This window comes from Sulfitobacter sp. W074 (assembly GCF_025142275.1).
Taxonomy (GTDB): Bacteria; Pseudomonadota; Alphaproteobacteria; order Rhodobacterales; family Rhodobacteraceae; genus Sulfitobacter; species Sulfitobacter profundi.
Genome location: NZ_CP081132.1, coordinates 201704 through 217175, shown reverse-complemented (window position 1 = coordinate 217175; position 15472 = coordinate 201704). Strand labels below are relative to the sequence as shown.

9 protein-coding genes are annotated in these 15472 nt (G+C 55.4%); 2 read left to right on the top strand and 7 right to left on the bottom strand.

The features are described from left to right. Nucleotides 1-29: 29 nt before the first annotated feature. The 7 genes from K3762_RS19165 to K3762_RS19135 all read right to left on the bottom strand — a co-directional run bounded on the left by K3762_RS19165 (nucleotide 30) and on the right by K3762_RS19135 (nucleotide 12228). On the bottom strand, nucleotides 30-3062 hold the full coding sequence (locus K3762_RS19165; protein ID WP_260013119.1) for a DUF4214 domain-containing protein: 3033 nt from the start codon (nucleotides 3060-3062) through the stop codon (nucleotides 30-32). A gap of 681 nt (nucleotides 3063-3743) precedes the next feature. Next, nucleotides 3744-4901: a helix-turn-helix transcriptional regulator gene (locus K3762_RS19160; protein WP_260013117.1), complete on the bottom strand. Its 1158-nt coding sequence runs from the start codon at nucleotides 4899-4901 to the stop codon at nucleotides 3744-3746. Between the two features lie 286 nt (nucleotides 4902-5187). Beyond that, nucleotides 5188-5913, bottom strand: coding sequence for a response regulator transcription factor (locus tag K3762_RS19650; protein WP_311198995.1), 726 nt, complete (start codon nucleotides 5911-5913; stop codon nucleotides 5188-5190). Between the two features lie 257 nt (nucleotides 5914-6170). Beyond that, entirely contained in the window at nucleotides 6171-7553 is a 1383-nt protein-coding gene (pelG, locus tag K3762_RS19150; protein ID WP_260013114.1) for an exopolysaccharide Pel transporter PelG, read from the bottom strand. A 32-nt stretch (nucleotides 7554-7585) separates the two neighbouring features. Beyond that, a complete protein-coding gene (gene pelF / locus K3762_RS19145) occupies nucleotides 7586-9094 on the bottom strand; it encodes a GT4 family glycosyltransferase PelF (RefSeq protein ID WP_260013113.1) in 1509 nt (502 codons plus the stop codon). A 699-nt stretch (nucleotides 9095-9793) separates the two neighbouring features. Next, nucleotides 9794-10804 carry a hypothetical protein gene (locus K3762_RS19140; protein WP_260013112.1) on the bottom strand — a complete coding sequence of 337 codons (1011 nt, stop codon included), beginning with the start codon at nucleotides 10802-10804 and terminating at the stop codon, nucleotides 9794-9796. Nucleotides 10805-10806: 2 nt separating this feature from the next. Next, a complete protein-coding gene (locus K3762_RS19135) occupies nucleotides 10807-12228 on the bottom strand; it encodes a polysaccharide biosynthesis/export family protein (RefSeq protein WP_260013111.1) in 1422 nt (473 codons plus the stop codon). A 718-nt stretch (nucleotides 12229-12946) separates the two neighbouring features. Between K3762_RS19135 and K3762_RS19130 the strand changes: the two genes are divergently transcribed. Next, entirely contained in the window at nucleotides 12947-14176 is a 1230-nt protein-coding gene (locus tag K3762_RS19130) for a hypothetical protein (RefSeq protein ID WP_260013110.1), read from the top strand. Beyond that, nucleotides 14176-15465 carry a lipopolysaccharide assembly protein LapB gene (locus K3762_RS19125; protein ID WP_260013109.1) on the top strand — a complete coding sequence of 430 codons (1290 nt, stop codon included), beginning with the start codon at nucleotides 14176-14178 and terminating at the stop codon, nucleotides 15463-15465. The genes K3762_RS19130 and K3762_RS19125 overlap by 1 nt, the downstream gene beginning before the upstream one ends. The last annotated feature ends 7 nt before the right edge of the window (nucleotides 15466-15472 follow it).

Below are 15472 nucleotides of genomic sequence, written 5' to 3'. Positions count from 1 at the left end.
GCTGCATTAAGCGTATGGGCTTCCTAAGATCAAAACAGCAAGCTGGTATCGGTAATGCCAGAGACGCCTGACAATGTAATGGTATCGCCAGAGGAAAGATCGAGGACCGTATCCAAACCAACTTCACCATCCACATCCGCCTCGGTGTGAGAGGTGATTGTCAGCCCGGCTTGCAAAAGCAGGGCGTCCTCTCCGACCGAGAAATCGGCAATGCTGTCATTCCCATCTCCCGCGGCAAAAGCGAATGTGTCGGCATCCAGTCCACCGTGCATCCAGTCATTATCGCTGCCGCCTGTGAGGGTGTCATTGCCAATGCCGCCCACAAGGATGTCTGCCCCGATACCGCCGTCCAGCAGATCAGCACCATTTTCGCCCAACAGTGTATCGTCCCCGCCGCGGCCTTCGAGGACATCATCCCCCGAGCGGCCGTTAAAAACATTTGCTAGAGCATCCCCACCGATAAAATCGTCAGAGCCTGTGCCTCGAATGTCTTCTACATTGCGGATGAGGTCATTGTTGCCCCACCCATCTGTCGCGGTTGCATATCCGCTACCGTCGACCAGTTCCATGTCAAGGTTCAGCGCGAGTGTGCCGCCATAGTTGGCATCTTGGTCAAAGCGAACTTCGTCTATCCCCGCCCCCCCGTCGATTGTATCTGCGCCATCAAGGGCGGCAATAATTTGGCGTCCAGCGCCGCCCATAATGGTGTCGGCAACCTGCGTGGCTCTGAGCTCTCGAATGCCTGAGAACGTATCGGTGTCGCCGAAGGGATCCAACACCGTGCCCGCCCCCTCAGTGATGGCATCGAATGTCGCCGTAATGCCGCCGAAGCCACCGACGCCTTCAGATAGATGGTAGTGGAGACGATCCTCTCCACCTCCCCCATGGATAGTGTCATTTCCTCCGTAAGGATCAAAAGCTTCGCCTGTATCGGTTTCATCTGAGCCGATCAGGAGGTCGTCAAAATTTGTCCCGTAGACACGTTCTATTTCGATGAGGGTGTCGGTATCGCCATAAGCGTCAGTTGCAATACCGGTTGCCAGATTAACCGTGACCCCTTGGGTTCCCCCGTTGAAATACTCCTCGATATAGTTGGCTGCATCGCGAAGAGAATTGTCATCATCCGTCGTGGGGCCCCCATCGAGGGTGTCGTTCCCACGGCCGCCGGTGAGTTCATCTGATCCTTCAAACCCTAAAAGAAGATCGTCTCCATCCAGCCCTTTTAAGACGTCGTGGCCTGGGGTTCCTTCGAGCCGTTCAGGATCATTTGTCCCCACCACCTCGGTAAAGCCCACGAGGGTCCAAAGCCCCACCGACATATTCGAGAAGGTCATTTGCTCCACACTCGAAATGATATCGACGCCGTCTCCATCAGCGCGACTGTCAGTCACGGTGTAGGTGCCATCTCCGTTTGAAGTAACAGAGTAATCAGTGTCGGCACCCGACAAAAGCAACTCGTCGTGCCCGAGCCCGCCAACCATAGTGTCATTGCCGCGGCTTGCGACAAACATGTCTGCGCCATCGCCACCATCTAGTTGATCTGCGCCGTCCCCACCATCCAAGCGGTCAGAGCCGGCGTGCCCGTACAAGATGTCGTCTCCGTCCCCTCCGCTCAGATCATTTGCGTTCTCACTCCCCGAGATCGTATCGTTTCCAGCACCTCCCGAAGCGTTTTCGATATTGATCAAGACGTCTGTTCCAACCCAGGCGCCCCCATAAGCAACGCCCACTGGTGTATTTGCAGCCAATCCTTCACGCGTTAGGACTGCTGCGATGAAAGCATCACCTGATCGATCAATCTCGCTCAGATCGATGCCTACAGGTTCTGAGGATGTGAGCGACGGGTAAGAAACGGTGTCCGCGCCCGAACCCCCATCGATAAAGTCATCGCCTCCGCCGTTGCCTGCAACAATAAGATCTGCGCCTCCCCCGGCGTGTACTGCATCATCACCATCACCAATGGTGATGGTGTCGTTGCCACTTCCGCTGGAAACGGTATCATTGCCGCTGCCCGTAGCGATTATATCACTGCCGGACCCGGTTGTTACCGAGTTATTCCCGTCCCCGGCATCGATGTCATTGGGTCCATCTCCCGCTGTGATGCTGTCATTGCCCGAGCCGGATTTGATCACAGTCGGGCTACTGCCGGTCAGGGTGATGACTTCATCTGAAGTCGACCCGGAGCGGTCTACCCTTTGAACGGGGTCGGCCGGGGCTTCAGCGACATCGGTAATCTCTAGGCTGAACGAAGAACTGTCGTCAGGCGTGCTGCCGATTGTAGGATCATCAACACCCACTATAACATCAAGCTGAGCGGCCGTTTCGAAGTCAAGTTGGGTGCCCGCTTTGAGAAAGAGTTTATTGCCTTCAATCTCGAACAAGCCAGCATCACTGCCCGACAAAGACAGCGTGTTTTGCCCCAGATCATCGTCTGTAATGGTGATTTCCGCAACTTCAATGCGAGAGGATGTATCTGCACCCTCGCTCAATGAATTCACTGTGCTGGTAATGCTCAAGCTCGGCGCATCGTTAAAGAAGCTGTCTAATGCGTCTCTTGCGGCGCCCTGCGGTCCGACGCTTGCGGGATCAGCCGTTGCCAGAGCCAAAGCCGCATGGGATGATGCTATCCCTTCCGGTGTAAGTTCAAAATCGGTTTCATTGTTTGCTAGGTCTGTCCAGCGCAAGGCCAATTCAACCTTGTTTTCTAGTATGTTGATATCGTCGCCCTGCGCACCGTTAACAATATCATGAATGGCGGTGCCAATGGGCAGGCCCGATTCAATGGCTTCCGTCCAGAAAGCCAGTCCTGCAGCGTCTGGCTGCCTGCCAAAGAGATTGTTGTAAACATCGGTAAGAAAAGACCCTAAGTCACTGCTATCAGGGTTCTTTAGGTATGGGTATTGTGCCAGCGTTTCTGCCTGAGAAGCAAAATCCTGCGCTGCTTTTTGTATGGAAAAGCCCCCTTCAAGGGCATTTATCCAAAATTCCAAGCCTCCAGGTTCAGGGGCGCGACCGAAATATCCGATATAAAGTTGCGTGATTAGCGCCTTGTAGTTTTCCATTGCAGATACCCCTTTTGGAGAGATTTTGTGGAAGACCTTCGTAGGGACAGAAACGCATTTTTGCGCGCCTTAGATCTTCTTAAGAAGGCAAAACAAATAGGCAGCACCAAAGTGCCACTTTATTATGCTGAAAGATAAGTATCCTTAAATCCATCCCCCATCTGGGGGATGGGTAAACTCCGCGGGTGCTCAAGCAGGCTGCCTTTCCAGGTCTCCGCCATTTAATAAAGAAGCAGGCGTGGCGGGAGAAGGTTCTCGCGGGGGACGCTGCGGTTGTGTCTCATTTTCCAAGGGTGAACCGGAGAGGGGCATTCTGTGCCAACAATGACAGCCCGTTCACTGAAGCCCTATTCCGCACTAAGAAACGTCGCCCAGGCTGGCCGAGCAAGAGGTATGGCTGCTCAAACAAGTGCACAGATTGGATGAGTTCTTTGCCCACAGGCGTAACTGGCAGCACTTGTGCAGCGCTATCGGCCGAAGCGCTCCGGACACGCGCCACGGTGGCTATGCCCCCCCCCCTCTGGATCGCGCGTCCGCCCTTGTGTTTAGGTAAGGTCACAAAGCCCGGAGTGGCGGTCAGGCAAATCCCGCAATTGGTAACCTGCCGGACTCGTGTTGCTTTAAGATTAAAAGCGCGATTGTTCAAATTCAGGCGCAGCCAAGCCGGTAGTACAGGCGGGCTTATATTATCGGCGGAGAAAACTGAAAAATCCTCCAAACAAAAGAAAGACGATTCTTACAATTGCATTTGAGGTAAATTGAACTTAGTTGGGTTTTGACGGTCTCTGGGCTTACATCAAGGTTCAAAGCAATTTCTTTGTTGGTAAGCCCCTTTACTAAAAACTTTGCCAGTCGTTTCTCTGCACGCGTCAAGCGGTAGGCATGTGCCAGCGCATCGGTATTAACTTTGATGGGTTGGAGCGGATCGATTGTCGTAAGCAATGCTCCAGTCAACCCTCTTTCAAGTTCGATATTTGCATCCCGTAATGGTGATACAATAGCTAAGAGCGTGGAGGCGGCCCTATCGCCGGGGATCTCGAGGATTCTAGAAACCTCATCATTTTGTCCTTCAGCTGTAAGGCTTATATCATTGATCGAGCTTGCTAATTTTAACTGCGCGGACTCCGTTACACATGTCAGGTAGTTATCTTCTTTCAACCGAAAGCCGCGGTCCGCTGAGATCAAATCGGCCGCAGCCCTATTTTTAAGGATCACCTCGCCGCTCTTTAATACAACAAACACCCCCGTCTCAATCTTATCGAGCACAGAAAGGGCGGCATTGTATTTCCTTCGGAGACCTGAGGTTAACCTGTTGAGTTCAATTGATTTAGCTAGATGGGGACCTATTTGACATGCGAAAGATTTAGTATGTACTGGCATTCTTCTGTCATATTCGGCGCCGAAGAAAAAAATCGCCCCCCGGTAGACACTCGGGTCATCCGATAAATTCACGGTTGCTCGACGGAACCAGCCTAACTCCTCAAGAACCATTTTGACTTCTGGTCTATTCCGATAGTTCGCATCAATTTTCCAGATATCGCTATCATACAGTACTTCGAAGGCGTTTGCCCCGTGGGCGGCGGCAAGACCTTCGTTGTCGAAGTTTGAGCCACGGCCCTCTGCAGCGATCCTGTTATATCTTTGCAAAGTTTCTGCTGCCGATTGAATGGAAGTGCTGGTAGCTTGAAGAGCGTAGCTTACTTGCCTCAACTCGGAAAACTCGTAGAGAATTACAGCCTCTGCGGAGATCGTCTTGCCGCAAACATCAAGCGCCCTGTGCCAATGCGTATCTGAAAATGATGCATCATAAATTGACGTGATTGTCGAAGGTTCCAGCATTCCCGTACTCCCCCATTTCTCCCGTCCTTCCATACTGCCGAATACTGAACGACCTGGCTAGGCTTGGAATACGCCCCACGGAGTGGTGGTGAGATGAGTGATACCAATGGTTTAGTGCGGATGATTGCTTTCTTGGAACTTCCAACCGTCAAGCTGATCCCAAGTATAGCACCGCACCGCTTACGCTGCTCCCAGAAGCCGGCAGTCACGCCGCTTGGGCAGCTGGACAAGTCGTTTGATCACTCTTGGAGGCTGCACGCTGCAGCTGTCTGCGGCTTTAACGGGGTCAGGTCAGCGGCGTTTGTGTATAGAAGTTTTGTGCGCTCGGCGTACTTAAGAGATCCCGAGCGAGCAAAGCGGCTTGGGTCCGGTTGTCGACATGCAGTTTGCGCATGACTTGACGTACGTGGCTTTTTACCGTGGCTTCAGAAAGTGCCAAGTCTCGGGCGATCTCTTTGTTAGAGTGGCCATTTGCAAGACCATAGAGAACTTCATACTGACGGCGGGTAAGGTCAGGATTGTCGAAGCTTTCCTCGCCAAGCACTTGGATCGGCGTCAAAGATGTATCCGCGGGTTGCGGCAAATAGGACATTTCTGAAGGAGCAGCCTCAGAGGCACGCATATGTGGAACATAGCGCCCGCCTGCGATAATGAATCCAAGCGCTGCGGAGAGAACCTCAGGTGTCTCTGAAACATTCAACACGCCATGCAAGCCTAAGTCCAAAGCGACATTGATACATTCAGCGGATTGAGTATCAACTATCACGGCCACCGGCTTGTTTGATATGCGCATTGCCGCGTCAATACGTGCGCGCCCCTCGACGCTTCCAATGCGCTGTGATCCTAAAACGATGAGTGTGAGGGCGGGCGCGCAGGCATTCATTTTCAGTTCGGTGCATTCCCGGACAGCAAAGCCATTTGGTGCAGCCCAAGCGCTCAGCTGATTGGCATATGCTGCCCGCCTGAATGGCAGTGTATCGAGCAGTACAATGAAGGGCTCCTGATCTGACATGTATCAATACCTTTGGACTAGGCGGACGTTCTGGAATGTAGCCGAGTGCCATTGTCCATTGTAATCGGATCTACTGGGCCTGTTAAAAAGTATCAGATAGCGATGAAAATTGGCTAAGACTGTAGCGCCATTATGCCCATAAAAAGGCTTGAAAATCAATGTTCACGAGGGATCGGAGGGCCCAGACAGGCCGCGTTGCGGCTTATATGCTCAAGAAAATATCACCTAATATTTTGTTATTAAAGAATTATATTTCTTTACTTGTGGAAGAGAGCTTCGTTTCCCGTGAGATAACAATGCCGCAAAACATCGCGCAGTGTAGCGTGAGCGTATATCGTGGCGGCGATGCTCGCCAGTGCCGAGGCGATCGTGAAGCCAAGCGCGGTCGTGCCATAGACGGCAGATAGAATCGCCGTACCCGCCACGTTCGTCGCCAGAAATAGCAGCTGTAAGGTCAGGAAGGCCTGTTTGCGATTGCACAAAATGAGTACCGCTGAGGTGGATAGGAATAAAATGTGCAGCAGCGAGCCGATAAGCGCAGTCCGTAAGATCAAAAACTGGTCGAGCAGAAGGCCCGTGAGAGATGCGGCAGCAGGGGCTAGTAAAAGAAGCAGGCCCGAGAGGGCGAGTTGCGTTAGCAAGGTGCGATGAATGCCCTTCCAAAGTTTTCCGGACAGCGCTTCTCCAGCCTGCTCTGCGGCCTTCAGCGAAGCGCCATTGGTCAATATGCTCTGGAATTGTGCCATTGCATGACGGGCGGGGCTTTCAAAATGAACAGTCAGCGCGGCGAGGCCGGGAACGGCTGAAAGATGCGCAAGAAACAAAGCGCTGTCATACGTCGGAGAATGTGCAAATCCGGCTGTTGAAACCAAGCCATTGGGCCCGGCCCAAGCAATCCATTTATCAGCCCAAATTCCTGCGATTGCCAAAAAAGCCCCGGCGGCGAGGGGCCAGGTAGCCCTTACGGTTTTTCTCAGGTCAACGACTGTCTTGCGAAGTAAAGCGGGAGGCAGACCTATAGCCCGGAATGGGGCCAAACAAAGAGCAAATGAGAGGACGATCCCGGCGGTGAAGCACCATACGAGAAGGGCACCGCTGATGGAGATTTGGATACTGAACTGGCACAAAGTCAGAGCCAGCCCCATGCCTGCGGCAAATGATAAAACCAGATGTGGGCGAAGCCGGCAGGCATTCATGATGATAAATGCTGTCCACATCATAGCGGAGGAGGATGTTAAGACAACAAAAGCCAGCGCGAGCTCAGGATCGCTCAGCCTCAAGGTAAATACCACCACTACAGCCAAGACTTGAGCCGTAATGCCTGCCAATCCGCAGGTGACGAGCATAAGCGCCGCTAGGCCAGAATCGTGAGGGATCGGTTCCGCCGCACTGGTGATCAACCGCGCGGCGGTCACTCCAAGGGGGGCCGCCACCATAGGGGCGATCATAAAGGCATATACCACCGTAAGGCGGATATCTTCCAAAGCCTCTGGGGTAAGCCACCGTTCAGCCGTCCGCCCTATTAAAGCCAGCGTCACAACCGCGAGAACCCATGGTCCTGCTGCGACGATCAGGGCTTCCAGAACCTTGCGTATTGGAGTCAGTAGCGGCCCATCAAGCCACCAATCGGTCTTGGCCATGGCCCCATGAAGTCTGTTTATCCAGCGACGGTTCATGGAGAAAGCTCGCGATAAAGAGCCTCATATGCAGCGGCGGATATTTCCGAGGTGAAGCTGGTTTCCACACGTGTGCGCAATGCTTCCCCGCAGGACTTGCGCAGGGCGTCATTGGACAGCAAGCGAATGACGGCGGCACCCAGAGCCTCCGGGTCCATTGGCGGCACCACAAAGCCGCCTCTCCCGAGTGCAGGGACCTCCTCTGCCGTCCCTTCCAGGATTTCTCGGCACGATCCCACGTCGGTTGCCACACAAGGTATGCGCGCGGCGCCGGCTTCGAGCAGGACGAGGGGTTGGGCTTCGCTGATTGAGGTTAAGAGCATGACATCAAGAGAGGGAAGAATTTCAAAGATGTTCATGCGGCCCGTGAAGCGCACGGTATCGCCCAATTGCAGTTCGGCTACGCGGCGTTTGCATGCTTCAAAATAGCTTGGATCTTCGTCGGTTGGGCCGATAATCAGCACTTCCACGTTTGATACCGCTTGGCGAATGACCGCAGCGGCGCGGATGCAGTTTTCGATGTCCTTGATGGGCACCAGCCGTCCGATAAGACCCACGGTAGGGCGGGCTTTATTCTGTACAGGGCAGAGCCCTTCGAATTTTTCCAACATGATGCCATTGGGAATGATCGACATCTGGTCGTCACGCGCGCCCAAAGCGCGCTGGAAAGTTTGGTTTGCCCCGTAGAGCGTTGTGATGCGATCCGCCTGAGCGTAGGCGACTTGGGCAAAGCTATCAAACATCTGGGTCCATAGATCGCGGACGTCGCGACGCCTGTCATGAACGGCAAATCCTTTGTGAATGCGATCCTCCAGCCAATCGGCCATCAGCAGATCAATCCGTCTTTCATTCGTATAGATGCCATGTTCGGTTATGGCCGAACGTGCTTTCATCTCGCGGGCGGCGCGAACGGCATAAAGTCCGGCATACCCTGTTGATATCGCATGATAGATGTTCGCTTGGGGGAGGGGGGCCGATAAAATAGACATTATGCCGCCTACGAGGGTGCGCCAGGCCCAGAATGTGTCGCTATAGGAGGCCTCAGGGGCCAGCGCGCGCGCGCAGATATTGAGCGCCTCCCATGCGGGTTGCGAGGAGATAAAATCAGCATGGTCGGGCTGTGCTATTTTCCAGGGCAAAGCGGGTAGGTTGCGCCCTATGGGGCTGGTCGCGATTTGGCAAAGCGTTTTAAAAGCATCCCCATCGGCCGCGCCCCAAAAACGCTGGAGAGCTTCACCATAGATCTGGCCGTCAATTAATGGGCGGCCAATACGTGGCCGGCGGGCCTCAGGTGCCAATGGAAGAACACGAAAATCAGAGACATTTGGGGGGAGCTCATATTTGATCTCGCGGGGATGGTGATCTGCGGTGATCGCCACGATCGCAAACGTAAGGTCGGGCTGCGCGCGAATGAGCCAGTCCAGCCAAGAAGAAACGCCCCCTGTGACAAAGGGGTAGCACCCTTCGACGACGATGCAGACGTCCGCTTTGCCTTGCGCAGTCATGTCGGCACCCTATTGGGGCATGTTGGTGCGCTATGCGCGACCCGCTCGAGGTCCAACAATGTTTGTCGGTCCACAAATCCCGACTTTGAAATCGTTTGGACTTCGGCGGCCAGCGCCGAGGCGCTCAAATCGGTTTCTTTTGCCATCACCCTTCGGGCGCGATGAGCGTAAATGTCACGCAGCTGTGTTAAGACGGCTGCAGATTGAGCGCGTATGGCAGGGATGTCAGAGGCTTGAGCGCGGTCTAGAGCGGGGCGCAACTCCGGAGTAAAGTAACGTGCGATAGCCGCCAAAGCGGCTTGCTGGTCGCGTAGGTTTCCCGAAGAAAATACCGTCACAAGCGGTAAGACGGCCCGGTCGCGCATCAGCGGTCGGCGCCCTTGGGCAATGTCTTGAGCGATACGTTCTGCGCGTGTTGGCGCGGAAAGGATCGGTTCTGGGGTGGGCTGTGCGGTCCAACGCAAGGGGCCTGTCACCAAGAGTAAGACTGGACCACAAAGCGGACCGAGGGTCACCGCGGATATGGCAAATAAGATGGCAGCGGGACGGTCGAGGATTATCAATGTGCTTACAAGAGCTGTAACCAAGCCTGCATATAGAACCACCGCAACCCAAAGATCGAACTTGAGCGCAATGAGTGCTGTGGCCAGTCCAATGAGCGTCATGCAAATTGCGCAGGCCCGTTGCAATGGGATGGAACTATTCACGATCCCAAGTATCAGCCTGCCGGCTTTCTTCCGCATCCAGTTCGCGGCTCAGGCGCTCAATGGCAATGCGGGACAGTTCTGATATGATTTCTATGCTGGCCGCCGCGGCATCTGCGCTTTCGCGGTCCGGCGCATAAAAGATCACCAAGGCCGACATATCGTTCTGTGTTCTTGGTCTCTGGTGGGCGACCCGCACCGCGCCCTCTTGAGTGACCCCTAGGTCTTTTAGCAATATTGTCTGTGAGCGGCCTTTTTGACCGTTAAGGTTTTTTGAGATCAGCTGGGCCAAAGTGATGGCATCAGTCTCATTTTCAGGGGCTGTTCCGATCACAAACTCACCACGCCCTTGGGCCGAGACGACCAAGGCCACCGGACCTTCAAAAAGGGCGTCGGCGGCGTCTTCAAAGCTGTGCGGTAGATCTGCGCCATTTGATCCTGCCAAGGCCGCAAGTTCGGGCAGGGCGCGGTGGAAAAGGTCTTCTTTGGGAGCGGTAGGGGGGGCTGGGGCCAAATGCGATGCGGCTTCGCTTTCCAGCGTTGCCACCATGCTGTCCATACGTTCTACCTCATCAGCAAGGCTGGCTGATATCCCTTCAAGGCGGGCGACTTCGGCGCGTAAACCATCGGCCTCTTCGATTTCTCTTTGCCGGTAGAAACCGATGATCAGGGCGACGACAAACCACTGTAAAGGGAGCACTGCCGCGCGGGCCGCGTAAACGGTAGCGCTTTCATCGATGAGGCGATCGGGCAGGCCGACCAAGAGGGTGGCGATGACACTGGTCATGGCCCCGACGGCGACGCCATTTTGCATCGCGGCAATGATGATCACAATCCAGAAGGGATGCAGGGCTAGATTGTCAAAATAGCCAGGCTCAAGAAACAGCATTTCTGCGCCGGCGATGATCAGCAGCAAGACAACCGATCCCAGCAATCCTCGTTGAAAGGTTTCGCGGGGGCGGGGAGTTTGATGAACGGTGTCGCTTTGCAGTCGCGTAGCGCTCATTCCTAATGGTCCTCAGCAGAGACAAGAAGTGTGTCATCGGGCGGCCCGACGATGACAAGGTCTCCTGGCAGTAAGGGGAAATCTTTGTGGACTTCAAGCGTTTGGATTTGCGACCCGCGGCGTCGTTCTACGCGAATGGTACTATCTGCCGTACCGCCAAGATCCATGATCTGGGCTTCGACGGATACGATTTCTGCGTCCAATGCGTTGCGCTCTGCCAAGGTTTCGGCCACCGAAAGGGCAAGTTTGCTATCCGCTTGCGCATAAGAGAAGGCCACATCACGGTCATGGCGATCAAGAGCATGGCGGGCTTCAATGACACGGCTTTCTGCATCTTCCACGGTAAGATCAAGGTCGCCAAGCCGCCCGTTAAGGTTGTCAAAACGCAGTTCGTCATATCTGCGGCTGGTGCCGCAGCGCCCCCGGCAGTCTGCACCGATGTCGGTCTCTAATTGATCGCGCTGATGGCTTAGCTGCTCATAGCGGGAGCGTACCAAATTGCGCCGCGTTTTGGCGATTTCCAATGTGCTCTCTAGATCGCTGCGTATGGCGACATCTCGCGCCTTACGCAGCGCTGTTTCCGCAAGAGCGGCTTGGAGAACGGCGGTCTCACCATGGACACGGTCGCGACCCAGCTGAGTGTTCAGTGACTTGATCCGATCAGATGGAAGGCTCAAATCTTGCACGCCGGCGCGCTGTGCTGTCAAACGGGCGTGGCGCAACATGAGCCCCGCTCGCAAGGTTCGCAATTCACGGCTGCGGGCATCCAAAGCGCGATACAGGGCCGTATCTGCCGTGCCACCGCCTGCACCGGCTTTGGCCAGGAGCGCACGCACGGAGAGGTTTGGGGTGAACTCATAGCTTCCCGGCGAGATTACGGTGCCTTGTATCAAGACGGGCGGCCGTGCATCGAATGATATTGTGACGGTGGCCGAGATATCCATTTCGGCTTCTAAAGCGGTGCTTACGGGGCCTTCCAGACATGCCGGCCCCCGCCCGGCCACGGGCAGGCGGCCGATTCCAGGCGCCGCGATTTCTCCTGCTGCATCGACGGTGAAGGTGCCAGAGAGATCACGTCGCTCAAAGCGTTCAGCGCTGTTGGCCGCCCGAGCGAAGACCCGCAATGTGAGACGGTCTCCGGGTACGACGAGGTCGGCTTCTGAGGTGCCGCGATCGCACAATTTTTTGGTGAAAGGCGTCTCAATCACGTTTGGCGGTTTTTCAAAAGAGCGCGCCGCGGTGTTTATGAAAACGGGATCGGTGCGGGTGGCAAGGACCGGTGCTGTATGGTCTGCTGCCGCCAAATGAGTTAAAGCTGTTTTGTCGGGGATCCGGGTGGCGAGCGCTGGCAAGTTTTCGATGCCACCCACTGCCACCAATGCCACAAGGCCCAGTCCAGCTTTGGAAAGCGTCGCGGTTAGCATGCTGGTCCTTTCAATACGAAGGGAAGCCCTAACGTCTTAAGCAAAAAGTTTTTTACATTTTATGGCCGCCTTATTCTTTCCACAATCCTCCATAAGGTGGGTCTCGCCCGTTTCATCTAGGAGTTATAATTCGAAAGGTGCATCGATGGCGTACTTTTGGCTTGGGATGTCACTCTTTTTTGCGATCTGGTGGTCTCCGCGCGCAGTAGAAGCTGCCTGCATGGGGGAGCTGGCTTTGCCAAACCGTGTGATTGCACTGATCGATCGGCGCGAAGAGACCTCTTTGGAAACGAGTCGCATAGCGCGCAATCTGGCAGGACCTTTGGCTCAAAAAGGGCTGTTTCCTCTTTATGTGGATGTCGCATCACCGCTTCCTGCGACCTTTGAGACAGCCCCTATCGCTGGTGTCATAAGCTGGTTTTCTTCGGATGTGCCCGCCCCCCAAGCGCTAGCAGATTGGCTGACCGCAAGAGGGAGGGAGTGTGGCAGAGCGCTGCCCCATGTGGCGATCGGTGAAATAGGCGGGGACCCTCTTTGGCATCAATTCGGCGTAGACCGGGCACGAGCGGCAATCTTGCATGACGGCGCGCGTGATAAGATAAACGCTGCACAAGACTGGATGCCCGAAAGACCGATCACAGTGCCCCCAGGCTTGGTTGTAGCGCCCGTGGCACCCCCAGGGGGCGTGCCGATTGTGCGGCTAAGCGTGGAAGATGAAATGCCGCGCGTATTGGGGTTTCAGCGCGGCGTTCAAACGTGGCTCTCGGACCGGCTTTTGACGGATCGCGCAGAAGGCGCGGCCACCGCGGTCGATCTTGCACGTGTTTTTTCGTCTTACACGGGCACAGGTCTCACTCCGGTACCAGACCTTGCAATGTTCCAAGGGCGTCGCATCGCGCTTTCAATGCTGCTTGCAGAGGGGTGGGAGCTTCGCGCCCCGCCTTCAGGGGGCGCGTCCCTTGGCATCCCGGCCTATGCTTTTGCGCGCGAGATTTTCGAGGCAAAAGGCGCCCCCATTACCTTTGGTTGGCCAGAACCTTCTATTCCGGAGCCCTTCGATGAGCCTGGTGCTGCAGCCGCAGTAAGCGCCCTGAAAGAGGCACGTCACGTCCATAGTCTTCCCCTCAGCAAGGCCGATGGGTTTTTGTCTTTTGGTTCCCCTACTGTTCTTCGGCTTTTACCCGAAAGCCAGGGAGAGCGAGATGCATCCCCCCTGGCGGATCAAGTCGCAGTCGCTCCGCTTATAGGGTCCTCAGGCTTTGGAGATCCAACTGGATTGTATGCGCGCGCCGCTGCGGTCGCACGGAGCGGTGCGCCTTGGCCGTTCGCGCCAGATACGCTCGTGGTGGGCGCGCAAGATTTGCTGACAGAGGCCGGACGAGCAGCTGTGGTTGAGGTGCGGGCGCTGCATGCGTCAAAAGACCGGGCTGCGATGAGTGGGGCGCAATACGCTGAGCTGCTCAAAGGCGCGGTTTCTACCCGGATCGAGCCTTTCGGCTCTTATATGTGGCGGGTCACCAACCGCGGTGCCTTGCACACATTACGCTTTGATCGCCCAGGAAGTTTAACCCTAGACATGAGCCGCAGCACTGCTGTGCTGGGATCTTGGAAGGTGGGCTCTGCGCTGTTTATCGCATTGGATCCGGCCGCTGAGACGGCTGTGATCGCTTTAGGTCCGGAGCTCAGCATTACAGATACGGCGGTGCAAGTAATCGAATTGGTTGAGGCAGCCCCAAAGCTGGAACGCCTGGACCGTCACGGGTGCCGAACGACGGCTTTGATAGAAGGCTCAGGCCAAATCACCGTCCGGGCACCGTTCAAACCCGAGATCTGGCTTGAGCAGGACCGTTTAACCGTTTTTTCGTCTGGGCCGAATTTATGGCAGTTTAGGGTGCCGGATCATTCTGTAACATCAATGGGGTTAACCATGACTGTAGGGTGTCCCTGATGCGGGGCAGTGATGTTGTGTTACCCCTTGTCCTGCTTGTGGCTTTTGGCGTGGGGGCCGCTTTTTTTCTGGTGCCCAAAGGAGAGCTAGATCAAGAAGCGCGCCTGACGTCTTTGTCTGAGGCGCAAGCGCTTAACTTGCTCAATGCGGCAGAAGAACCTCTTTCACCACCTCTTGCTTTTCGACAAGCGGAGTTGACGGCAGCCACAGGCAACGGCGCATTGGCCGATAGACTGTTGGTAGATCTTACAGCGCGTACCGGACAGACAGCCAGTATTGCGGCCGCTCGTGCCGATCTTGCGTTCCGCTCCGGCAATCTGCGACAAGGTGCAGATTACCTTGCCGCAGCTCACAGCCTTGTGCCCAACGACAGGCAGCGCCAGAAATTAGCCGATATCTACCGCCAACTCGGGGATGGCGCCGCAGAGCGCAAAACCCTCTCCAGTGTCCCTGTGGCAGAGTTGTCAGCCTCGGAGCGCATGCGGTTGGTTGATCTTATGGCCGCTGATGGTGCGACCGCGGAGGCATTGGAAGTGGCGCATTCCGCTTTGTCGCTGGCAGGGCAGGACGCACCTGCTTTAGCAGAACGCTTTGCCGCGTTAGCTCTTAGCACAGAACAATCGGACCTGTTGATCCAAACTACCGCCACTTGGCTTACAAGGCCAGATGGGCCGACCGTGACAATGTCCATCGCCAAGGTGATGACAGTGCGGCCACGTCTCGTAAAGACGTTTGCCGCAGCCGTGGTCTCCCAAGTCCCGGATGCCCGGGCTCTTTTAGCAAAAACATTTACGGAAGTGAGGCTTTACGACGCTGCCCGCTTAATGCTTCAGCCCTGGGTGGATTTTGGCTCGATGACCCCCGAAGGGTGGGAGGCGGTTGTACTTTACGCCGATAGAAGTGGTGACACCGGCCCTCTCAAACATCTGCTGCAGCAAATGCCGATACAGGAACAACCACCAAAGAACGGGTTTTTGCCTCTCATACGATACGATGGCGAGGGCGCGTTGTTGCCTTACCAACTTTGGTTGACACCCGCGTATCTTGAAGACGCTCCTCTGGTGGAAGCGGCGTGGGCGTTGACACGGCAGCGCCCAGATGAAGCATTTTTAGCCTTGCTGCGGAGCACGCAAACGACACATGACCAGATGCTTTGGCATGCCCTCGCGCTCAGGCTGCAGGGTACGGAATATTTTGACCGTCTGCAGGCGCAAGCGGGCCCTGCGCTTGACCTCAAGAGCCTGTCGCAAGGCGGGTCTTTCCCGGCGGCGCGTGATGCATTTCCATAACCAAAGA

Coding starts and splice junctions, on each gene's coding strand:
- K3762_RS19135 (WP_260013111.1), bottom strand. CDS start 12,228: ATGCTAACCGCGACGCTTTCCAAAGCTGGACTGGGCCTTGTGGCATTG.
- K3762_RS19160 (WP_260013117.1), bottom strand. CDS start 4,901: ATGCTGGAACCTTCGACAATCACGTCAATTTATGATGCATCATTTTCA.
- K3762_RS19650 (WP_311198995.1), bottom strand. CDS start 5,913: ATGTCAGATCAGGAGCCCTTCATTGTACTGCTCGATACACTGCCATTC.
- pelF (WP_260013113.1), bottom strand. CDS start 9,094: ATGACTGCGCAAGGCAAAGCGGACGTCTGCATCGTCGTCGAAGGGTGC.
- K3762_RS19165 (WP_260013119.1), bottom strand. CDS start 3,062: ATGGAAAACTACAAGGCGCTAATCACGCAACTTTATATCGGATATTTC.
- K3762_RS19130 (WP_260013110.1), top strand. CDS start 12,947: ATGCCGCGCGTATTGGGGTTTCAGCGCGGCGTTCAAACGTGGCTCTCG.
- pelG (WP_260013114.1), bottom strand. CDS start 7,553: ATGGCCAAGACCGATTGGTGGCTTGATGGGCCGCTACTGACTCCAATA.
- K3762_RS19140 (WP_260013112.1), bottom strand. CDS start 10,804: ATGAGCGCTACGCGACTGCAAAGCGACACCGTTCATCAAACTCCCCGC.
- K3762_RS19125 (WP_260013109.1), top strand. CDS start 14,176: ATGCGGGGCAGTGATGTTGTGTTACCCCTTGTCCTGCTTGTGGCTTTT.